13 protein-coding genes and 1 tRNA gene are annotated in these 20,505 nt (G+C 72.2%); 6 read left to right on the top strand and 8 right to left on the bottom strand.

Annotated elements, in window-relative coordinates; genetic code table 11:
• Positions 1 to 216 precede the first annotated feature (216 nt).
• Positions 217 to 2,040: a coagulation factor 5/8 type domain-containing protein gene (locus ACIRGB_RS06790; RefSeq protein WP_403859364.1), complete on the top strand. Its 1,824-nt coding sequence runs from the start codon at positions 217 to 219 to the stop codon at positions 2,038 to 2,040.
• A 46-nt stretch (positions 2,041 to 2,086) separates the two neighbouring features.
• Here ACIRGB_RS06790 and fusA read toward each other — a convergent pair whose 3' ends face one another.
• The gene (gene fusA, locus ACIRGB_RS06795) at positions 2,087 to 4,141 is read right to left on the bottom strand and encodes an elongation factor G (RefSeq protein WP_403859366.1); all 2,055 of its coding nucleotides are present in this window, start codon (positions 4,139 to 4,141) and stop codon (positions 2,087 to 2,089) included.
• A 347-nt stretch (positions 4,142 to 4,488) separates the two neighbouring features.
• A tRNA-Leu gene (locus tag ACIRGB_RS06800) sits at positions 4,489 to 4,576 on the bottom strand.
• Positions 4,577 to 4,728: 152 nt separating this feature from the next.
• Here ACIRGB_RS06800 and ACIRGB_RS06805 point away from each other — a divergent pair.
• Positions 4,729 to 6,060, top strand: coding sequence for a DUF2254 domain-containing protein (locus ACIRGB_RS06805; RefSeq protein ID WP_403859368.1), 1,332 nt, complete (start codon positions 4,729 to 4,731; stop codon positions 6,058 to 6,060).
• Between the two features lie 61 nt (positions 6,061 to 6,121).
• On the opposite strand, the gene ACIRGB_RS06810 is transcribed toward ACIRGB_RS06805, so the two are convergent.
• Genes ACIRGB_RS06810 through sucC form a run of 3 tightly spaced genes read right to left on the bottom strand, consistent with a single transcriptional unit; the run spans position 6,122 to position 9,773 of the window.
• Positions 6,122 to 7,684, bottom strand: a complete 1,563-nt coding sequence (locus ACIRGB_RS06810) for an aldehyde dehydrogenase family protein (protein ID WP_403859369.1) — start codon at positions 7,682 to 7,684, stop codon at positions 6,122 to 6,124.
• Entirely contained in the window at positions 7,681 to 8,616 is a 936-nt protein-coding gene (sucD, locus tag ACIRGB_RS06815; protein WP_403859371.1) for a succinate--CoA ligase subunit alpha, read from the bottom strand. The genes ACIRGB_RS06810 and sucD overlap by 4 nt, the downstream gene beginning before the upstream one ends.
• A 14-nt stretch (positions 8,617 to 8,630) precedes the next feature.
• Complete coding sequence (sucC, locus tag ACIRGB_RS06820) at positions 8,631 to 9,773, bottom strand: ADP-forming succinate--CoA ligase subunit beta (RefSeq protein ID WP_403859373.1); 1,143 nt, start codon at positions 9,771 to 9,773, stop codon at positions 8,631 to 8,633.
• A gap of 143 nt (positions 9,774 to 9,916) precedes the next feature.
• Here sucC and ACIRGB_RS06825 point away from each other — a divergent pair, with 143 nt between their 5' ends.
• From ACIRGB_RS06825 to ACIRGB_RS06840, 4 genes are all read left to right on the top strand, one after another.
• The gene (locus tag ACIRGB_RS06825; RefSeq protein ID WP_403859375.1) at positions 9,917 to 11,599 is read left to right on the top strand and encodes a thiamine pyrophosphate-binding protein; all 1,683 of its coding nucleotides are present in this window, start codon (positions 9,917 to 9,919) and stop codon (positions 11,597 to 11,599) included.
• A 10-nt stretch (positions 11,600 to 11,609) separates the two neighbouring features.
• On the top strand, positions 11,610 to 12,869 hold the full coding sequence (gene frc, locus ACIRGB_RS06830) for a formyl-CoA transferase (protein WP_403859377.1): 1,260 nt from the start codon (positions 11,610 to 11,612) through the stop codon (positions 12,867 to 12,869).
• A 1-nt stretch (position 12,870) separates the two neighbouring features.
• Positions 12,871 to 15,018 carry an acetate--CoA ligase family protein gene (locus ACIRGB_RS06835; RefSeq protein ID WP_403859379.1) on the top strand — a complete coding sequence of 716 codons (2,148 nt, stop codon included), beginning with the start codon at positions 12,871 to 12,873 and terminating at the stop codon, positions 15,016 to 15,018.
• 121 nt (positions 15,019 to 15,139) lie between these two features.
• Positions 15,140 to 16,519, top strand: a complete 1,380-nt coding sequence (locus ACIRGB_RS06840; protein WP_403859381.1) for an OFA family MFS transporter — start codon at positions 15,140 to 15,142, stop codon at positions 16,517 to 16,519.
• 79 nt (positions 16,520 to 16,598) lie between these two features.
• On the opposite strand, the gene ACIRGB_RS06845 is transcribed toward ACIRGB_RS06840, so the two are convergent.
• The 3 genes from ACIRGB_RS06845 to eboE all read right to left on the bottom strand — a co-directional run bounded on the left by ACIRGB_RS06845 (position 16,599) and on the right by eboE (position 20,504).
• Positions 16,599 to 17,801 carry a sugar phosphate isomerase/epimerase family protein gene (locus tag ACIRGB_RS06845; protein ID WP_403859383.1) on the bottom strand — a complete coding sequence of 401 codons (1,203 nt, stop codon included), beginning with the start codon at positions 17,799 to 17,801 and terminating at the stop codon, positions 16,599 to 16,601.
• Positions 17,802 to 17,916: 115 nt separating this feature from the next.
• Positions 17,917 to 19,332 carry a nucleotide pyrophosphatase/phosphodiesterase family protein gene (locus ACIRGB_RS06850; protein ID WP_403859385.1) on the bottom strand — a complete coding sequence of 472 codons (1,416 nt, stop codon included), beginning with the start codon at positions 19,330 to 19,332 and terminating at the stop codon, positions 17,917 to 17,919.
• On the bottom strand, positions 19,329 to 20,504 hold the full coding sequence (eboE, locus tag ACIRGB_RS06855; protein ID WP_403859387.1) for a metabolite traffic protein EboE: 1,176 nt from the start codon (positions 20,502 to 20,504) through the stop codon (positions 19,329 to 19,331). The genes ACIRGB_RS06850 and eboE overlap by 4 nt, the downstream gene beginning before the upstream one ends.
• Between the last annotated feature and the right edge of the window lies 1 nt (position 20,505).

Genomic DNA, 20,505 nt, shown 5'->3' on the forward strand with positions numbered 1-20,505 from the left:
CGTCGGAGTGTTGAGGGCACGCGGGAGGGTGTCAAGGGATTCGACAGAAGGGGCGGCGGGTGGGCCAACGCGCGGCGTTGCCCCACTTGTTGAACGCGGCACACAGAAACCGTCACGACTCTTGACGTCTCGCGGCGGGCGGATGAAGCATGCACACCCAGAGAGCGCTCCCCCACCCCCACTTCGTTCACTTTCCGAACAAGGAGAGCCGCCCGCATGCCCTCTTCCCCCACACCCTCCCCCACGCCCCGGCCCGCCGGGGTACGGCGCCGCAGCCTCCTCGGAGCGGCCGCGGCGGCCCCCGTGCTGGCTTCACTCACCGGCGCGGGAACCGCATCCGCCGCCCCCTCCGCCGCGGCATCCGCCGTCGACTCCCCCGATGGCGCTCGCGCGCTACCCGGCGGTGGCGACCTCGGGCCGAACGTCATCGTCTTCGACCCGTCCACGGCGAACATCCAGGGCAGACTGGACGAGATCTTCAAGCAGCAGGAGTCCGCCCAGTTCGGCACCGGCCGCTACGCGCTGCTGTTCAAGCCCGGCACCTACAGCGGGCTCAACGCCCAGCTCGGCTTCTACACCTCCATCGCGGGCCTCGGCCTCTCCCCCGACGACACCACCATCAACGGCGACGTCACGGTCGACGCCGGCTGGTTCGACGGCAACGCCACGCAGAACTTCTGGCGTTCGGCGGAGAACCTGGCCCTGGTCCCGGTCAGCGGCACCAACCGCTGGGCGGTCTCGCAGGCGGCGCCCTTCCGGCGCATGCACGTGCGCGGCGGCCTCAACCTCGCCCCCGACGGCTACGGCTGGGCCAGCGGCGGCTACATCGCCGACAGCCGGATCGACGGCACTGTCGGCCCGTACTCCCAGCAGCAGTGGTACACCCGGGACAGCTCGGTCGGCGGCTGGCTCAACGCCGTGTGGAACATGGTGTTCTCCGGCGTGGAGGGCGCGCCCGCACAGAGCTTCCCCGAACCGCCGTACACGACGCTGGAGACAACGCCCGTCTCCCGGGAGAAGCCGTTCCTGTACCTCGACGGCGACGAGTACCGCGTCTTCCTGCCGGAGAAGCGCACCGACGCCCGCGGCGTCTCCTGGGGCAACGGCACCCCGCGCGGCACCTCGCTCCCGCTGTCCGAGTTCTACGTCGCCCGGCCCGGTGACCCGGCGGCCACCCTCAACCAGGCGCTGGAGGAGGGCCTGCACCTGCTGCTGACGCCGGGGATCTACCACCTCGACCGGACCGTGGAGGTGAACCGCGCGGGCACGGTCGTCCTGGGCCTGGGCTACGCCACGCTCATCCCCGAGGGCGGCGTCACCGCGCTGAGGGTCGCCGACGTGGACGGCGTACGGCTCGCCGGCTTCCTCGTGGACGCCGGTCCGGTCAACTCCCCGACCCTGCTGGAGGTCGGGCCCGAGGGCGCGTCGGCGGACCACTCGGCCAACCCGACCACCGTGCAGGACGTGTTCGTCCGGATCGGCGGGGCGGGCCCCGGCAAGGCGACCACCAGCCTGGTCGTCAACAGCCGGCACACCATCGTCGACCACACCTGGGTGTGGCGCGCCGACCACGGCGACGGCGTCGGCTGGGAGACCAACCGGGCCGACTACGGCGTGGTCGTCAACGGCGACGACGTGCTGATGACCGGCCTGTTCGTGGAGCACTTCAACAAGTACGACGTGCAGTGGAACGGGGAGCGCGGCCGCACGGTCTTCTTCCAGAACGAGAAGGCGTACGACGCCCCCGACCAGGCCGCGATCCAGAACGGCTCGGTCAAGGGGTACGCCGCCTACAAGGTCGGGGACGACGTCACCGAGCACGAGGGCTGGGGCCTGGGCAGCTACTGCTACTACAACGTGAACCCGTCCATCGTGCAGCACCACGGGTTCGCCGCCCCGAACCGTGCCGGGGTGCGCTTCCACGGCCTGCTCGTCGTGTCGCTCGGCGGCAACGGGCAGTACGAGTGCGTCATCAACGACACGGGCGCGCCCACGTCGGGGACGGACACCGTGCCGTCGAAGGTGGTGCAGTACCCCTGACGGCCATGGGTGCCCCCGCCCTGGTGGACGGGGGCACCCGGCACGGCTACCGCGCGGCCGTCGCGGTCGGCGCCGGCGCGTAGCCGGTGGGCCGGGCGGTGAAGGTGCCGCGGCCCTGGGTGCGGCTGCGCAGCCGGGTCGCGTAGCCGAACAGCTCGGCCAGCGGGACCGTGGCCGTGACCACCGCCGCGCCGCCCCGCGTGTCGGAGCCGGTGACCCGGCCGCGACGCGCGGCGAGGTCGCCGAGCACGCCGCCGAGCCCCTCCTCGGGCACGGTGACCGTGACCTCCACGACCGGTTCCAGCAGGACCATCTCCGAGGCGCGCAGGGCGTCGCGGAGACCGAACCGGCCGGCGGCGCGGAAGGCCGTGTCCGAGGAGTCCTTCACATGGGTCTGCCCGTCGGTGAGCGTGACCCTCAGACCGGTCACCGGGTGCCCGCCCAGCGGGCCCTCGGCGAGGGCGTCCCGGCAGCCCGCCTCGACGGCCCGGACGTACTCCTGCGGTAGGCGTCCGCCCACGACCGTCGAACGGAACACGAACCCGTCGCCGCCCTCGGTGTCCGGCTCCCACGGCTCCACGTCGAGCACGACGTGCGCGAACTGCCCGGCACCGCCGTCCTGTTTGACGTGCCGGTGGACGAAGCCGGTGACGCCTTCGCCGACCGTCTCCCGGTACGCCACACCGGGGCGGCCGACGGCGACCTCCAGCCCGTGCTCGCGCCGGACGCGCTCCACGGCGACCTCCAGGTGCAGTTCGCCCATGCCCGACAGCACGGTCTGCCCCGTCTCCGGGTCGGTCCGCACGGCCAGCGAGGGGTCCTCCTCGGTCAGCCGGGCGAGCGCCGAGGCCAGCCGGTCGGTGTCGGTGGCACGCCGGGCCTCCACCGCCACGTGCACGACCGGTTCGGCCACGCCCGGGGGTTCCAGGAGCAGCGGGGCGTCCGGCGCGCACAGGGTCGAGCCGGCGCGGGCCGACTTCAGCCCGACCACGGCGACGATGTCCCCGGCGACCGCACGGTCCAGGGGGTCGTGCCGGTCGGCCCGTACCCGCAGGATGCGGCCGATGCGCTCGGTGCGTCGCGTGCCCGCGTCCCACACGGTGTCTCCCTTCTCGATCGTGCCCGAGTACACCCTCAGGTACGTCAGCCGTCCCGTCGGGGTGGCGTTCACCTTGAACGCCAGTGCCGCCATCGGCGCCGCCGGGTCGGCGGACCGTTCCTGCTCCGTGCCGTCGTGGGTGCCGCGCACCGCGGGCACGTCCAGCGGCGAGGGCAGGTACGCGACCACGGCGTCCAGCAGCGGTTCGACGCCGCGGTTGCGGTAGGCCGAGCCGCACAGCACGACCACGCCGTCGCCGGTGCGGGTCAGGTCGCGCAGGGCGCCGGTGAGGGTGGCCGCGGTGAGCGTCTCCCGGTCGCAGAACTCCTCCAGCGCGCCCGGATGGCGTTCGGCGACCGCTTCCTCCAGCAGCCGCCGCCTGCGTGCCGCCTCCTCGCGCAGGGCGTCGGGCACCGGCCCCTCCTCGGCCGTGTCCGCGCCGTCGGCCCACACGAGGGCGCGCATGCGCGGCAGGTCGACGACACCGGTGAAGCCGTCCTCCGTGCCGATGGGCAGCTGCACGACCAGGGGTACGGGGTGCAGCCGCTCGCGGAGGGAGGCGACGGCGGCGTCGAGGTCGGCACCGGCCCGGTCCATCTTGTTGACGAACGCGATCCTGGGCACGCCGTGCCGGTCGGCCTGCCGCCACACGGACTCGCTCTGCGGTTCCACCCCGGCGACCGCGTCGAACACGGCGACGGCGCCGTCCAGCACGCGCAGGGAGCGTTCGACCTCGTCGGCGAAGTCGACGTGCCCCGGGGTGTCGATGAGGTTGATCCGGTGGCCCGCCCAGGTGCAGCTGACGGCCGCGGCGAAGATCGTGATGCCGCGATCGCGTTCCTGCGGGTCGAAGTCCGTGACGGTGGTGCCGTCGTGGACCTCGCCGCGCTTGTGGGTGGTACCGGTGGTGTAGAGGATCCGCTCGGTGACGGTGGTCTTGCCCGCGTCGACGTGGGCGAGGATGCCCAGGTTGCGGACGGTGGTGAGCGGGTTGGTGCGCATGGCCCGAAGCCTTTCGGAGGACCGGAAAAGGGCAGCGCGATCTCCCGCGGCGCACGCGCCGGACGCTCCCGGTGCGGGGCGTCGGCTGTCAGCTGTGCGTGGCGGGCCTCCGGTGCCGGCCGCGCAGCGGGCACCGGACGGCCGAGGACACCAGGATCACCTCGTGCCGGCACGGGGGAACGACGGGTGCGGTGCGGATGCGCACGGCCCTGCTCCCCTCACTCGGTCTCGGTGTCACGGTGAGTGTAGGGAGGCCGGTACCGGCGGCGCACGGCAATTTCGACGGCCCTCGGAACGAGAAAACGCCGACCGGGGAAAATCCCGGCCGGCGTCTCGTCTGCCTGCTCTGGTGTCCGAGGGGGGACTTGAACCCCCACGCCCGATAAAGGGCACTAGCACCTCAAGCTAGCGCGTCTGCCATTCCGCCACCCGGACCAGGTGTCTGTCGCGGTGCGGGGGTGCTCCCCGCGGCGACATGGACCACCATACCAAGGTTTCCCGGTGCCTTTCACCTGCGTTTCCTTCCCCCGTCCTCTCCCTGAGCGGCGGTCCGGGGCCCGCGGCTCCGGTGCGCCTAGGGTCGCACCATGAGTGACTGGATGGTTACGCAGGGCCCCGTCCCGCGTCGTCGGCCGCGGGCGCTGTCGCCGCTCAGGGAGCATCTGCGGGACACGTTCTGGTTCGCGCCCACGGCGGCGATGGTGGGTGTGCTGGTGGTCTGGCTGGTGGCCCAGGAGCTCGACGCGGCGCTCGTCCGTTCGCTCCAGGACGACGGCGACCACGCCACGCTCGCCGATCTGCTGCGGTTCGCGGACGACGCGAAGGCGGTGGTGTCGGCGGTCGGCTCGGCGATGATGACCTTCATCGGTGTGGTGTTCAGCATCTCGCTGGTCGCGGTGCAGATGGCGAGCGGGCAGTTCACCCCGCGCGTGGTGCGGCTCTTCGTCCGCAGCCGGATCACCAAGGCGACCTTCGCGGTCTTCCTCGCCACCTTCGTGCTGACGCTGCTCGTCCTGACCAGCTACGACAGCACGGCCGACCCCCGCACCGCCACGTCCGTCCCGCTGGTGCAGTCGGTGCTCACCCTGGTCATGGTCGCGCTGAGCCTGCTGCTCTTCGTGATGTACGTGAACGCCACCCTGCGGCTGATGCGGGTCAGCCATGTGATCGCCCGCATCGCCGCCGAGTCCTTGCGGGTGGCGGCGCTGATGCCCCTGCCGGCGGAGGACGGCGGGGCGCCCGGGCTCGGGCCCGTGACGGCGTGGGTCGCCCACGACGGGCAGGGCGGTGTGCTGCGGGACGTGCACGTCGCCCGGTTGGTGCGGGTGGCCCGGGGGCACGGGGTGGTGCTGCGGCTGGTCCCGCGGATCGGTGACTTCCTGGTGCCGGGCACCCCGGTCCTGGCGGTGCACGGCGGGGCGGCTCCACCGCGCCGGGCGCTGCGGTACGCCCTGTCCGTGGGGGTGGAGCGCACCTTCCACCAGGACCTGGCGTTCGGGCTGCGCCAGCTGTCCGACATCGGGCTGCGCGCCCTGTCCCCCGCGGTGAACGATCCGACGACCGCCGTACAGGCGCTGGACCGGGTCGTGCAGATCCTGGCCACGCTGTCCCGGCGGCCGCTGGACGCCGTGCCGCACCGGGACCGGCTCGGTGCGGTCCGGCTGGTGCGGCCCGTGCCCGGCTGGGCCGAGCTGGTGGACCTGGGGTTCGCCGAGGTCCGTGCCTGCGCCACCGGGGCGCCGCAGGTCACGCGGCGCCTGATGGCCGGTCTCGACGACCTGCTGCTGCTCGTGCCGCCGGAACGGCGCGCACCGCTGCTGCGCCACCGCGAGCTGCTGCGGCAGGCCGTCGAGCGGACCGCGCCGACCCCGGCGGACCGGGCCTTCGCCCTGCGGCCGGACCGGCAGGGCATCGGCTGACCGGCCCCGGAGGCCCACCGGCGGACGCGCCCACCGGGCCGGTGCGCCGCCTCGGCTCCTACTACGGCATGAGGTGCTGGTCCGGGAAGTTCCCCGGCAGCCGCTCCCCCGCCGGGCCGCGCGTCACGGCACGCACCAGCAGCTCACCGCCCACGAAGGCGCCGCGCCAGGAGCCCCCGTGCCCGCCGAACAGCTCGTCGCGGTCCCCGCGGGAGCGCGGTACGCCGTGGCCGACCTTGAACGCGCGGATCTGCGGCGCGAGCCGGTCGTACGTCGCCGGGTCGTCCGTGGACAGGGTAGCGACCAACGCGCCGTTGGAGGCGTTCATCGCGGCGAGCAGCTCGGCCTCGGTGTCGACCAGGACGATGGTGTCGACCGGGCCGAAGGGTTCCGCATGGTGCAGGGGCGAGGACCGGGGCGGGTTGAGCAGGGTGACCGGCTGAACGTAGGCCGAGGTGTCCTGGCCGGGCAGGAAGAGGGCGTCGGCGGCGCTGCCGCGGTGCAGCGGGACGGCGCCGCGGTCGACGGCCTCGGCGACCTGGTCGTGCAGCTCCTTGGCCTTGGCCGCGTTGATCACCGGACCGAAGTCCGGCGCCGGGTACGGGTCGTCCGGTGCGGCGACGGCGAGCGGGTGGCCGAGGCGCAGGGTGCGCACGGCCGGGAGGTACGCCGCGAGGAACGCGTCGAACAGCTGCCGCTGGACGACGAACCGCGGGTAGGCGGTGCAGCGTTGCTTGCCGTAGTCGAAGAGTTTCGGGATCACCCGGGTGAGCGTGTCCCAGTCGGTGAAGTTCCAGATGCCCCAGGTGTTGAGTCCCTCCTGTTCGAGGATGTGCCGCTTGCCGAGGTCGGCGACGGCGGTGGCGACGGCGGCGCCCGCGTCCCGGCCGCCGACGAACGAGACGCAGCCGATCTCGGGCGCGCGCACCAGTGCCTGGGACAGCTCGCCGCCGCTGCCGCTGACGAGGGTGACGGGAAGTCCCTCGCGGGCGGCGAGCGCGCAGGCCAGGGTCAGGCAGGCGACGCCGCCGTCGGTCGGGGTCTTGGCGATGACCGCGTTGCCCGCCAGTGCCTGCACCAGCAGGGCGTGAACGAGCACGCTCATCGGGTAGTTCCAGCTCGCGATGTTGGAGACCGGGCCGTCCAGCGGGGCGCGCCCGTCGAGCATGGCGTCGATGCCGTCGACGTACCAGCGCACGCCGTCGACGGCGCGGTCGACGTCGGCCCGCGCGGACCGCCAGGGTTTGCCGATCTCCCAGACCAGCAGCAGCGCGAGCAGGTCGCGGTGCTGGGCGAGGGCGTCGAGGGTGGCCGCGACGCGGGCGCGGCGCTCGGGCAGGGGGACGTGGCGCCAGGCCCGGTGCTGGTCGAGCGAGGCGCGTACGGCGTGCCGGGCGGTGGCGGCGTCGATCCGGGGCGGTCCGGCGATCGGGGTGCCGTCGACCGGGCTGGTGGCCGGCAGGACCCGGCCGTCCGCCCGCCAGCCGGCGTCCCAGAGGTTGAGGACGCGGTCGTCGCGGAACGCCTCGGGCGCGACGGCGCCACAGCGCCGCCAGGCGTCGGCCCAGGTGGTGCCGGACTTGAGGGTGAGGGCCTCGGTGCCCTGCGCGCGGGCCGCCGTCATGCGCGGGCTCCGTCGCGCGCCGCCGGGTCGAGGACGGCGAGCACGTGCCGTGCCGTCTCGGTCGGCGTGCTCCCGACGCGTACGCCGGCCGCTTCCAGCGCTTCCTTCTTCGCCCGTGCGGTGCCCGAGGAGCCGGACACGATCGCGCCGGCGTGGCCCATGGTGCGGCCCTCGGGCGCGGTGAAGCCGGCGATGTAGGCGACGACCGGTTTGGTGACGTGCTCGCGGATGTGGGCGGCCGCGCGTTCTTCCGCGTCGCCGCCGATCTCGCCGATGAGGACGATCAGTTCGGTGTCGGGGTCGTCCTGGAAGGCGGTGAGGCAGTCGATGTGGCTGGTGCCGACGACCGGGTCGCCGCCGATGCCGACGCAGGTGGAGAAGCCGATGTCGCGCAGTTCGTACATGAGTTGGTAGGTGAGTGTGCCCGATTTGGAGACCAGGCCGATGCGGCCGGGTTTGGTGATGTCGGGCGGGATGATGCCCGCGTTGGACTGGCCGGGGGTGATCAGGCCGGGGCAGTTGGGGCCGATGACGCGGGTGCCTCTGGTCCGGGCGTGGGCGGTGAAGGCGACGGAGTCGTGCACGGGGACGCCCTCGGTGATGACGACCGCGAGGCCGATGCCGGCGTCGGCGGCTTCCACGACCGCGGCCTTGGCGAAGGCGGGCGGCACGAAGACGACGCTGACGTCGGCACCCGTGCTCTCGACGCCCTCGCGGACCGAGCCGAAGACCGGGACGGCAATGGGGGCACCTCCCAGGCCGTTCAGGCACTGGGGGACGTCGAAGTCGACGGTGCGGCCCGCCTTGCGCGGGTTGACACCGCCGACGACGTCGGTGCCCGCGGCCAGCATGCGGCGGGTGTGCTTCATGCCCTCGGCGCCGGTCATGCCCTGGACGAGGACCTTGCTCTCCTTGGTGAGGTAGATCGCCATGTGGTCCTGTCTCCTTATCCGGCGGTGGGCGCCGCGGTGGCGAGTCGGGCGGCACGGCGGGCCGCGCCGTCCATGGTGGTGGCCTGTTCGACCAGGGGATGTGCGCGGGCGTCGAGCAGGGCGCGGCCCCGGGCGGCGTTGTTGCCGTCGAGGCGTACGACGAGCGGTTTGGTGAGCCGGACCTCGTCCAGGGCCCGGACGATGCCGTCGGCGACCGTGTCGCAGGCGGTGATGCCGCCGAAGACGTTGACGAGGACGGACTTCACGTCGGGGTCGGAGAGGACGACCGACAGCGCGTCGGCCATGACCCGGGCGGAGGCGCCGCCGCCGATGTCGAGGAAGTCGGCGGGGCGGGCGCCGCAGCCGGCGACCACGTCGAGCGTCGACATGACCAGTCCGGCGCCGTTGCCGATGACGCCGACCTCGCCGTCGAGCTTGACGTAGTTGAGGCCCTTGGTGGCGGCCCGCGCCTCCGGGGAGTCGGTGGCCGCCGGCCGCTCGTCGCCCCAGCGGGACTGCCGGAACCGGGCGTTGTCGTCCAGGGTGACCTTGCCGTCGAGGGCCACGATCCGGCCCTCGACCGTCCTGACCAGCGGGTTGACCTCGACCAGAAGGGCGTCCTCGCGGACCAGCACCTTCCACAGCCGCACCAGGGTGTCGACGGTCTGCGGGGGCAGGCCCGCGGCGTCGGCGATGCGCACCGCGGTGGCCGTGTGCACGCCCGTGGCGGGGTCGACGGGGATGCGGGCCACGGCCTCGGGCCGCCGGGCGGCGACCTCCTCGATCTCCGTGCCGCCTTCCGCGGAGGCGACGGCGAGGAAGCCCCCGGACGCCCGGTCGAGGACGTAGGAGACGTAGAACTCCCGCTCGACGGCGCAGGGTTCGGCGAGCATGACGGCGTCGACCCGGTGGCCCTTGATGTCCATGCCGAGGATGTGCCGTGCCGCCTCCTCGGCCTCGGCGGGGTCGGCGGCGAGCCGCACCCCGCCCGCCTTGCCGCGCCCGCCGGTCTTCACCTGCGCCTTGACGACCGCGCGTCCGCCGAGTGCGCGGGCGATCTCGCGGGCCCGTCCGGGCGAGTCGGTCACCTCGGCCCTCGGCACCACGATCCCGTGTTCCTCGAAGAGTTCCCTTGCCTGGTGTTCGTACAGGTCCATTCCGGCTCCTGACTGAAAGTGCCGCACGCCCCCTGGACACCACCCACCGGATGCGGGATAACAAGCTTCATACAGTATTCGTCGACTGTATGCAATCTACCGCGAGAGCGCCCCGACCCCTCGTGAAGGGACAGGACTTCGCCATGCCCGACGACACCCAGGACGTCATCTCCGGCGGCCACCTCGTTGCCAAGGCACTCAAGGCCGAGGGGGTCGACCGCATCTACACGCTGTGCGGCGGCCACATCATCGACATCTACGACGGCTGCGTCGACGAGGGCATCGAGGTGGTCGACGTACGCCACGAGCAGGTCGCCGCGCACGCCGCCGACGGCTACGCCCGCGTCACCGGCAGGCCCGGCTGCGCGGTGGTCACCGCGGGCCCGGGCACCACCGACGCCGTCACCGGGGTCGCCAACGCCTTCCGCGCCGAGTCACCCATGCTGCTGATCGGCGGTCAGGGCGCGCACACCCAGCACAAGATGGGGTCCCTCCAGGACCTGCCGCACGTCGACATGATGACGCCGATCACCAAGTTCGCGGCCACCGTGCCGGACACCGCGCGCGCCGCCGACATGGTGTCGATGGCGTTCCGCGAGTGCTACCACGGCGCGCCCGGGCCGTCCTTCCTGGAGATCCCGCGCGACGTGCTGGACGCCAAGGTGCCGGCGGAGAGGGCGCGGGTGCCGCGGGCCGGTGCCTACCGCGCCTCCACCCGGTCGGCCGGGGACCCGGAGGCCGTCGAGAAGCTCGCAGACCTGCTGGTGCACGCGGAGAAACCGGCCGTCCTGCTGGGCAGCCAGGTGTGGACGACCCGCGCGACCGAGGCCGCCGCCGAGCTGGTCCGCGCCCTGAACGTCCCGGCGTACATGAACGGCGCCGGCCGCGGCACCCTGCCGCCGGGCGACCCGCACCACTTCCAGCTCTCCCGCCGCTACGCCTTCTCCAACGCCGACGTGATCGTGATCGTCGGCACGCCCTTCGACTTCCGGATGGGCTACGGCAAGCGGCTCTCGCCGGACGCGACCGTCGTGCAGATCGACCTCGACTACCGCACCGTCGGCAAGAACCGCGACATCGACCTCGGCATCGTCGGCGACGCGGGGCTGGTGCTGAAGTCGGTGACCGAGGCGGCGTCCGGGCGGCTCAACGGCGGGGCGGCCAGGCGCAAGGAGTGGCTGGACGAGCTGCGCGCGGCCGAGCAGGCGGCGCTGGACAAGCGGCTGCCGCAGCTCAGGTCGGACGCCTCCCCCATCCACCCCTACCGGCTGGTCAGCGAGATCAACGACTTCCTCACCGAGGACTCGATCTACATCGGCGACGGCGGCGACATCGTCACCTTCTCCGGGCAGGTCGTGCAGCCCAAGGCACCCGGCCACTGGATGGACCCGGGACCGCTCGGCACCCTCGGCGTCGGCGTCCCCTTCGTGCTGGCCGCCAAGCAGGCCCGGCCCGACAAGGAGGTCGTCGCCCTCTTCGGGGACGGCGCCTTCTCCCTCACCGGCTGGGACTTCGAGACCCTGGTCCGCTACGACCTCCCCTTCGTCGGCATCGTCGGCAACAACTCCTCGATGAACCAGATCCGCTACGGCCAGGCCGCCAAGTACGGCAAGGAGCGCGAGCGGGTCGGCAACACCCTCGGCGACGTGCCCTACGACCGGTTCGCCCGGATGCTGGGCGGCCACGGCGAGGAGGTCCGCGACCCCGCCGACATCGGCCCCGCGCTGCGCCGGGCCCGCGAGTCCGGCAAGCCGTCCCTGATCAACGTGTGGGTGGACCCGGACGCGTACGCCCCCGGAACCATGAACCAGACGATGTACAAGTGAGGTGACCCCCATGACCGGCACGACCGGCACAACAGGCACGCCCGCGAAGGCCCTTGAGGGCGTCCGTGTCCTGGACATGACGCATGTGCAGTCCGGGCCCTCGGCGACCCAGCTGCTCGCCTGGCTCGGCGCGGACGTCGTGAAGCTGGAGGCGCCGAGCGGCGACGTCACGCGCGGGCAGCTGCGCGACCTGCCGGACGTCGACTCCCTCTACTTCACGATGCTCAACTGCAACAAGCGGAGCATCACCCTCAACACCAAGACCGAGCGCGGCAAGGAGATCCTCACCGAGCTGATCCGGCGCTCGGACGTCATGGTCGAGAACTTCGGGCCGGGCGCGGTAGACCGGATGGGCTTCACCTGGGACCGCGTCCAGGAGATCAATCCGCGGATCGTCTACGCCTCCATCAAGGGGTTCGGCGAGGGCCCGTACACCGCGTTCAAGGCGTACGAGGTCGTCGCGCAGGCCATGGGCGGATCGATGTCCACCACCGGTTTCGAGGACGGGCCGCCGCTGGCGACGGGGGCCCAGATCGGGGACTCGGGCACGGGCGTCCACGTCGTGGCGGGCATCCTCGCCGCCCTCTACCAGCGGGAGCACACCGGACGCGGTCAGCGGGTGAACGTGGCCATGCAGCACGCGGTGCTCAACCTCTGCCGGGTGAAGCTGCGCGACCAGCAGCGCCTGAGCCATGGTCCACTCGCCGAATACCCCAACGAGGACTTCGGCGACGAGGTTCCCAGGTCCGGGAACGCGTCCGGCGGCGGGCAGCCGGGCTGGGCGGTCAAGTGCGCGCCGGGCGGCCCCAACGACTACGTGTACGTCATCGTCCAGCCGGTCGGCTGGCGGCCGCTGAGCGAGCTGATCGGCCGGCCCGAGCTGGCCGACGACCCCGAGTGGGCGACCCCGCAGGCCAGGCTGCCGAAGCTGAACAAGATGTTCCAGCTGATCGAGGAGTGGTCGTCCACCCTGCCCAAGTGGGAGGTGCTGGAGCGGCTGAACGCCCACAACATCCCGTGCGGGCCGATCCTGTCCACGAAGGAGATCATCGAGGACGACTCCCTGGTCGCCAACGGGATGGTCGTCACCGTCCCGCACCCCGAGCGGGGCGAGTTCGTGACCGTGGGCAGCCCGCTCAAGCTCTCGGACTCCCCGGTGCGGGTCACCAGTTCGCCGCTGCTCGGCGAGCACAACGAAGAGGTCTACGTCGGCGAGCTGGGCCTCGGCGACGAGGAACTGCGGCTGCTCAAGTCGAACGGGGTGATCTGACGTGAGGGCCGAGGACCGCCTGGCGCGGGTGCGCGGGCTCCTGGACGCGGTACGGGCCGAGGGACGCACCGCGCTCACCGCCCCCGAGGGCAAGGTGCTCGCCGACGCCTACGGAATCGCCGTACCGGGTGAGGAGCTGGCGCGGGACGTGGACGAGGCGGTGGCGTGCGCGGCGCGGTTCGGCGGACCGGTCGTGATGAAGATCGTCTCGCCGGACATCCTGCACAAGACCGACGCCGGCGGTGTGGTCGTCGGCGTGGAGGGCGCGGCGGACGTGCGGTCGGCGTTCGGCCGGATCGTCGACAACGCGCGCGCGTACGACGCCTCCGCGCGGATCGAGGGGGTGCAGATCCAGGAGCTGCTGCCGCAGGGGCAGGAGGTCATCGTCGGGGCGGTCACCGACCCGACGTTCGGCAAGGTGGTGGCGTTCGGGCTCGGCGGGGTGCTGGTCGAGGTGCTCAAGGACGTCACCTTCCGGCTCGCGCCCGTGGACGACGGCGAGGCGCTGTCCATGCTGGACTCGATCCGGGCGGCCGAGGTGCTGCGCGGGGTGCGCGGGCAGGCCGGGGTGGACCGGCGGGCGGTGGCGGAGCAGATCCGCCGGGTCTCGGAACTGGTCGCCGACTTCCCGGAGATCGCCGAGGTGGACCTCAACCCGGTGATCGCCACGCCCGGGGGCGCGGTCGCCGCGGACATCCGGGTGATCCTCGCGACCGACACGCCGAAGGAGCGGCGCCGGTACACGCGCGAGGAGATCCTCACCTCGATGCGCCGCCTGATGCAGCCCTCCTCGGTCGCGGTGATCGGCGCGTCGGGCGAGCCGGGGAAGATCGGCAACTCGGTGATGCGCAACCTCGTCGACGGCGGCTTCGCGGGCGAGATCCACCCGGTGAACCCCAGGGCCGATGACATCCTGGGCCGCAAGGCGTACAAGAGTGTCACCGACGTTCCCGGTGAGGTGGATGTGGCGGTCTTCGCGATCCCCGCGCGCTTCGTGGCGGCGGCCCTGGAGGAGGTGGGGCGCAAGCGGATCCCCAACGCCGTGCTCATCCCCTCCGGCTTCGCCGAGACCGGTGAGCAGGCGCTCCAGGACGAGATCGTGGCGATCGCCGAACGGCACGGCGTCCGGCTGCTCGGCCCGAACATCTACGGCTACTACTCGACCTGGCAGGACCTGTGCGCCACCTTCTGCACGCCGTACGACGTCAAGGGCGGCGTCGCGCTGACCTCGCAGTCCGGCGGCATCGGGATGGCCATCCTGGGCTTCGCACGGACCACGAAGACCGGGGTGTCGGCGATCGTCGGGCTGGGCAACAAGTCGGACCTGGACGAGGACGACCTGCTGACCTGGTTCGGCGAGGACCCGCACACCGAGTGCATCGCGATGCACCTGGAGGACCTCAAGGACGGGCGGGCCTTCGTCGAGGCCGCGCGGGCGACCGTGCCGAGGAAGCCGGTCGTGGTGCTCAAGGCGGGGCGTACGGCGGCGGGCGCGAAGGCCGCCGGGTCGCACACCGGGGCGCTCGCCGGGGACGACGCCGTGTACGACGACATCCTGCGGCAGGCCGGTGTCATCCGGGCGCCGGGGCTGAACGAGATGCTGGAGTACGCGCGCGCGTTGCCGGTGCTGCCCGCTCCCCGGGGCGACAACGTGGTCATCATCACCGGCGCCGGCGGCAGCGGGGTACTGCTCTCCGACGCGGTGACGGACAACGGGCTGTCGCTCATGGAGATACCGCCCGACCTGGACCGGGCGTTCCGCGCCTTCATCCCGCCGTTCGGCGCCGCGGGCAACCCGGTGGACATCACCGGGGGCGAACCGCCGTCGACGTACGAGGCGACGATCCGGCTGGGCCTGGAGGACCCGCGCGTCCACGCGCTCGTCCTCGGTTACTGGCACACCATCGTCACGCCGCCCATGGTGTTCGCCGAACTCACCGCGCGCGTGGTGGCCGAGTTCCGCGCACGCGGCGTGGAGAAGCCGGTGGTGGCCTCCCTCGCGGGCGACGTGGAGGTGGAGGAGGCGTGCCAGTACCTCTTCGAGCGCGGGGTCGTGGCGTACCCGTACACGACCGAGAAGCCGGTGGCCGTCCTGGGCGCCAAGTACCGGTGGGCCCGTGCCGCGGGCGTGTTGGGGGGCGGTTCATGACGTGAGACGGCGAGGGCCGGCCGACGGGTGCGCGTCGGCCGGTCCGGGACCCGCGCGCGCACGGAAGGCATGGGACAGGGGGCGCTGGCCAGATCTTTCGACGCTAGGGGTGCAAAACGACATGACAACCACGGATGTCACACGGGTCGCCGCCTACCGGGAGGTGACCGACAGGAACGGACGCGTCTACCGGGTGGGCGAGTCCGACATCGACATCATGGGGCGCAAGCGCAAGTGGATGGTGATCCTGCCCTGGATCGGCATGATGGGCATCTCCTCCGCCGAGTACGCGTTCGCGTCCGCCGAGGACACGCTGCACGAGGCCCACCACTGGTCCAGCGGCAGCATCTACTGGATGATGACCGCCTGGGTGTTCTGCCAGGCCGCGGTGGCGTTCCCGGCGGGACGGCTGCGGGAGAGCGGCAGACTGCCGGCGCGCTGGGCGATGATGCTGGGTTCGGCCGGCACGCTGCTGGGCTATCTGTCGCTGGCGTTCGCGCCGCACGTCTCGCTCGCCTTCATCGGGTTCGGCGTGTTCAGCGGCATGGGCGCGGGCATGGTGTACGCGACCTGCGTCAACATGGTCGGCAAGTGGTACCCGGAGCGCAGGGGCGGCAAGACCGGCTTCGTCAACGGCGGTTTCGCCTACGGCTCGGTGCCGTTCGTCTTCATCTTCCACGGCTACATGGACACCTCCAACTTCCGCTGGGTGCTCATCTCCGCCGGTGTCTTCCTCGCGGCGATGGTGGCCATCGCCGGGTTCTACTTCCGGGACCCGCCGAAGAACTGGTGGCCGGCCGCCATCGACCCGCTGAACCCGCCGGCCGACCCGCGGGCCCGGCGTTCGCTGGAGAAGAACCCCCCGGCCGTCAAGCAGTACTCCCCGATGGAGGCGTGGAAGACCGGCCGGGTGGCGCTGATGTGGTTCTGTCTGGCCTGCACCTCCGGCGTGAACATCTTCGGCATCGCCTTCCAGGTCGACATCGGCGAGGAGGCGGGCTTCGCGGCCGGGATCGTGGCCGCCGCCATGTCGCTGAAGGCGATCGTCAACGGCACCGGGCGCGGCGTCATCGGCTGGCTCTCCGACCTCTACGGCCGCAAGCAGTGCCTGCTCTACGTGTGCGCGATCCTGGGCCTCGCCCAGTTCGGCATCATCTGGTCGGCCGCGATCGAGAACCTGCCGCTGTTCCTGTTCTTCTCGGCCGTCTCCGGTTTCGGCGGCGGTGCCATCTTCCCGATGTTCGCGGCGCTGACGGCGGACTACTTCGGGGAGAACAACAACGCCACCAACTACGGGATGGTCTACAGCTCCAAGCTCGTCTCCGGTCTCGGCGCGGGCATGGGGTCCGTGGTCGTCGGCGTCTGGGGCTACAACGGCGCCTTCAGTCTGGCGGGCAGCATCTCGATCTTCGCCGGGTTCGTGGCCCTGTTCCTGCATCCGCCCGGACGCTCGAAGGACAAGCGCATCACGCCCAACCCCCGGCCGCTCGGGGAGGGGTGAGCCGGCGCTCCTTCCTCCGCACGGACCGGGCGGCCCCTCCCGCAGTACGCGGAAGGGGCCGCCCGGTCCGTGTCGCGGGTCAGTGGCGCCGCTTGCGCAGGGCGGCCAGACCGTCGTAGCTGATCTTGGCCTCCCGCAGCGACTGCGCGGGGTCGGTGGCGCTCGGGGAGTTGTCGTCCTCGACCATCGGGTTGTGGTAGTTCCGCTGCCCGACCCGGGAGAAGAACGTCGTGTAGTCGATGACCCCGGTCCCGAAGGGCACCATGTCGTAGCCCATGCCGTTGGTCGTGCTGACGACGCCGTCCTTGGCGTGGAAGAGCGGGTAGCGCCGGTTGTTGCGGGCGACCAGCCCGGCCGGGTCGAAGACGCTCTTCCGGGTGGAGCCGTCGTGGGCGGTGTACTCGTGGAACTTGTACTGGGCGACGTGCGCCCAGAAGATGTCCATCTCCAGCCAGACGACCCTCGGGTCGGTGACCTTGAGGAAGTACTCCAGCTTCCGGATGCCCGAACTGCGGGTCGGCCGGCCCTGGTCGTCCAGCGGGCCGCCGTCGAGCAGGAAGCCGTAGGCGCTGTCGTGGTTGTGGGTGTAGAGCTTGATGCCCTCCCGGTGGGCGATCGCGCCGAGGGCGTTCCACTTGTCGGCGGCCACGTCCCAGTCGGCGCGATAGGAGCTGCCGGTGGGGTCGCCGCCGGTGCCCATGTGGTCCATGCCGAGGATGTTGGCGATCTCCAGGTGCTTCTTGAAGGTGTCCTTGTCCGCCGTGGTCAGCGGCCAGGAGGACGGGATGAAGCCGTGGTTGCCCTGGGCGCGCAGACCGTAGTCGTCGAGCCAGGAGCGCAGCAGCCGGGCGCCCTGGACGGATTCCAGGCTGGCGCCGCCCGGCGCGTTGGCGTGCTGGTTGTATCCGGCGAACTCCACCTGGCGGTAGCCGTGGCGGGACAGTTGCTTGAACACCTCGCGGAAACCGGAGGGCAGGTCGGAGGCGAGGGGGTCGCGGGCGGTGGCGTCCCGGACGGTGTAGAGGATGATGCCGCGCTTGTCCGCGGGGACGAGGACCTGCCCGTGGCCGTGCCCGTGGCCGTGGTCGTGGTCTCTGCCCCGGTCGTGGGCGAGGGCCGGGGAGGCCCCGAAGACGGGGGCGGCCACGGCTCCGGCCGCCACGGCGGTGCAGGTGCTGAGGAAACGGCGCCGGTTCACGCCGAGGGAGCGGCGCAGGCTCTCGTCCGGGGCGTCGGCGGCCGTGCCGGCGTCGGTGCGGGAGGGGTCGGTGAACGGGGTCACGGATGCCTGCCTTCTGGGGTCGTGGCCTGCGCCGATGCGGCTCGGGCGGGCCGTTGTCAGTGCCGTGTGTTTCACTCTCGGTAGTCGGATTTCGGCGGGCGCACCGGGTGGTGCGTCAGCCGAGTCCGGCCAGCCGGAGCAGGAGTTGTTTCACGTCGGTGGCCGCGACGCGGTCTCCGACAGCGCGGGGGGTGGAGCAGATGAGGAGCGGACCGTCGTCGTCGCTCGCGGGGAGGCGGCCGTGGCTGCCTCGAATAGGTGAGGGGTCCAGGGGCACGACCGCCATGCGGTAGCGCATGCCGAGCTTCTTGCGGGCCAGGGCGCCGGCCGCCTTGACCTTGACGTAGGGATCGAGCGGGTCCATGAACAGCTCGACCGGGTCGTAGCCGGGTTTGCGGTGGATCTCGACGAGCTGCGCGAAGTCGGGCGCGCGGTCGTCGTCGAGCCAGTAGTAGTACGTGAACCAGGCGTCCGGCTCGGCCACGGCGACCAGCTCGCCGGCCCGCGGGTGGTCGAGATGCTGGGCCTTCTTGCCCTCGTCGTCGAGGAGTTCGGCGACGCCGGGCAGCCCTTCCAGGGCGGCACGGGTCGCGTCGAGGTCTTCCGGCCTGCGGACGTACACGTGGGCGATCTGGTGGTCGGCGACCGCGAAGGCGCGGGAGGCCATCGGATCGAGGTACTCCATGCCGTCCTGGGTGTGCACCTCGAGCAGTCCGGCGCGGCGCAGGGCGCGGTTGATGTCCACGGGCCGGCTGACGGGGGTGATGCCGTACTCGGACAGCGCGACGACGGTGCGGCCCTCGGCGCGGGCGTCGTCGAGCAGCGGGGCCAGGGCCGCGTCGAGGTCGGCGGCGGCCTTCAGGGAGCGCGGGTCGTCGGGGCCGAAGCGCTGCAGGTCGTAGTCGAGGTGAGGGAGGTAGCAGAGGGTCAGGTCGGGATGCCGGGTGGCCATGATGTGCCGGGTGGCGTCGATGATCCACTGACTGGAGACCAGGTCCGCTCCGGGCCCCCAGAAGTGGAAGAGCGGGAAGGTGCCGAGTTTGTCGGTGAGTTCGTCGTGCAGAGCCGGGGGCCGGGTGTAGCAGTCGGGTTCCTTGCGGCCGTCGGCGTAGTAGACGGGACGGGGGGTGACGGTGAAGTCGGTGTCGGCGCCCATGGCGTACCACCAGCAGATGTTGGCGACGGTGTAGCCGGGGTGGGCGCGGCGGGCGGCGTCCCAGAGCCGGTCGCCGGCGACGAGTCCGTTGTGCTGGCGCCACAGCAGGACGTCGCCCAGTTCGCGGAAGTACCAGCCGTTGCCGACGATGCCGTGCTCGGAGGGCATGGTGCCGGTCAGGAAGGTGGACTGGGCGGCGCAGGTGACGGCGGGCAGGACGGTGCCGAGCGGCGCCCGGGAACCGGACTGGCCGAGCTGCTTGAGGCGGGGCATGTGGTCGAGGAGACGGGGGGTGAGACCGACGACGTCCAGGACGAGAAGGGGGGTGGGTCCGTCGGAGGAGGCGGGTCCGTCGGAGGGGGTGGGCCGGGTCATGGCAGCTCCTTCAGGCCGAGGTCCGTCAACAGGTCGCGGGCGAGGGTCAGCTCGGCGGCGATGCCGTCGGTGAGCTGGGCGCGGGCGCGGGGCCGCAGCTCGGGCGGGAGGGCCTGCCAGGTGTAGGTCTCGACCTCCAGGTGGCGGGTGAGCGGGTGCGGGCCGCCGACGAGCCGGGTCAGCGCGGCCTTCAGCACCGGAAGGGTAGAGGTGAGAGGCGCGGCGGGGGCCGCGTGCAGGGGGACGTGGAAGTGGGCACGCCAGGGCGCGGTGCCGGGCAGCGGACCGCCGTCCGCGAGGGCCTCGTCGAGGTCGTCGGTGCCGTGCAGGCCGCCGGAGGGCGTGGTCGCGCGGGTCTGGTGCAGGAAGCGCGGCTCGGCGAAGGCGGCGAGGGCTGCGCGGACCGCGGGGTCGGCGGGGTGTTCGGCGTGCAGTGCCGCGGACAGCTGGGACTTGACGACGGGCACGCGGGCGGCCGTGAGGGCGTCCAGGGCGGTGTCCGGATCTTCGAAGGAGGTGGCGAGGTGGCAGGTGTCGACGCAGACGCCGATGCGGTCGTGGGCGATCGCGGCCAGCGGGGCGAGGGCGTCCTGGGTGGTCTCGACGACGCAGCCGGGTTCCGGTTCCAGGCCGATGCGGATGGAGCGGCCGGTCAGTTCCTGGAGCGCGTCGAGGCGTTCGGCGAGGGTGACGAGAGCGGCGCGCGCCTTGTCGGCCCGGGTCTCGTCGTACGCGGTGCGCCAGGCGAGCGGCAGGGTGGAGATGGAGCCGTCCGTGACGTCGTCGGGCAGCAGTCCGGCGAGCAGCCGGGCCAGGGAGGTGGTGTGTTCCAGGCGTTCGGGGTCGGCCCAGTCCGGCTTGTAGACCCGGTACTTGACCTCCTCGGCGCCGAAGCCCTCATAGGGGAAGCCGTTGAGGGTGACGACCTCCAGGCCGCGCCGGTCGAGTTCGGTGCGCAGGCCGCGCAGGGCGGCGGGGTCGGTGACCAGCGCCTGGGCGGCGGCGCGGGCGAGCCACAGTCCGATGCCGAGGCGGTCGCGGCCGAGGCGTTTGCGGACCGGCTCGCAGTGGTCGCGGAGCTGGGCGAGGACGCCGTCCAGGGTCTCGGCGGGGTGCACGTTGGTGCAGTAGGCGAGGTGGACGGTGGAGCCGTCGGGGTGCCGGAAGCGCATG

Source organism: Streptomyces sp. NPDC102490, assembly GCF_044765285.1.
In the GTDB taxonomy this organism is placed as follows: Bacteria; Actinomycetota; Actinomycetes; order Streptomycetales; family Streptomycetaceae; genus Streptomyces.

Coding starts and splice junctions, on each gene's coding strand:
- ACIRGB_RS06810 (WP_403859369.1), bottom strand. CDS start 7,684: ATGACGGCGGCCCGCGCGCAGGGCACCGAGGCCCTCACCCTCAAGTCC.
- ACIRGB_RS06850 (WP_403859385.1), bottom strand. CDS start 19,332: ATGACCCGGCCCACCCCCTCCGACGGACCCGCCTCCTCCGACGGACCC.
- sucD (WP_403859371.1), bottom strand. CDS start 8,616: ATGGCGATCTACCTCACCAAGGAGAGCAAGGTCCTCGTCCAGGGCATG.
- ACIRGB_RS06825 (WP_403859375.1), top strand. CDS start 9,917: ATGCCCGACGACACCCAGGACGTCATCTCCGGCGGCCACCTCGTTGCC.
- fusA (WP_403859366.1), bottom strand. CDS start 4,141: ATGCGCACCAACCCGCTCACCACCGTCCGCAACCTGGGCATCCTCGCC.
- ACIRGB_RS06790 (WP_403859364.1), top strand. CDS start 217: ATGCCCTCTTCCCCCACACCCTCCCCCACGCCCCGGCCCGCCGGGGTA.
- ACIRGB_RS06805 (WP_403859368.1), top strand. CDS start 4,729: ATGAGTGACTGGATGGTTACGCAGGGCCCCGTCCCGCGTCGTCGGCCG.
- frc (WP_403859377.1), top strand. CDS start 11,610: ATGACCGGCACGACCGGCACAACAGGCACGCCCGCGAAGGCCCTTGAG.
- eboE (WP_403859387.1), bottom strand. CDS start 20,504: ATGCGCTTCCGGCACCCCGACGGCTCCACCGTCCACCTCGCCTACTGC.
- sucC (WP_403859373.1), bottom strand. CDS start 9,773: ATGGACCTGTACGAACACCAGGCAAGGGAACTCTTCGAGGAACACGGG.
- ACIRGB_RS06840 (WP_403859381.1), top strand. CDS start 15,140: ATGACAACCACGGATGTCACACGGGTCGCCGCCTACCGGGAGGTGACC.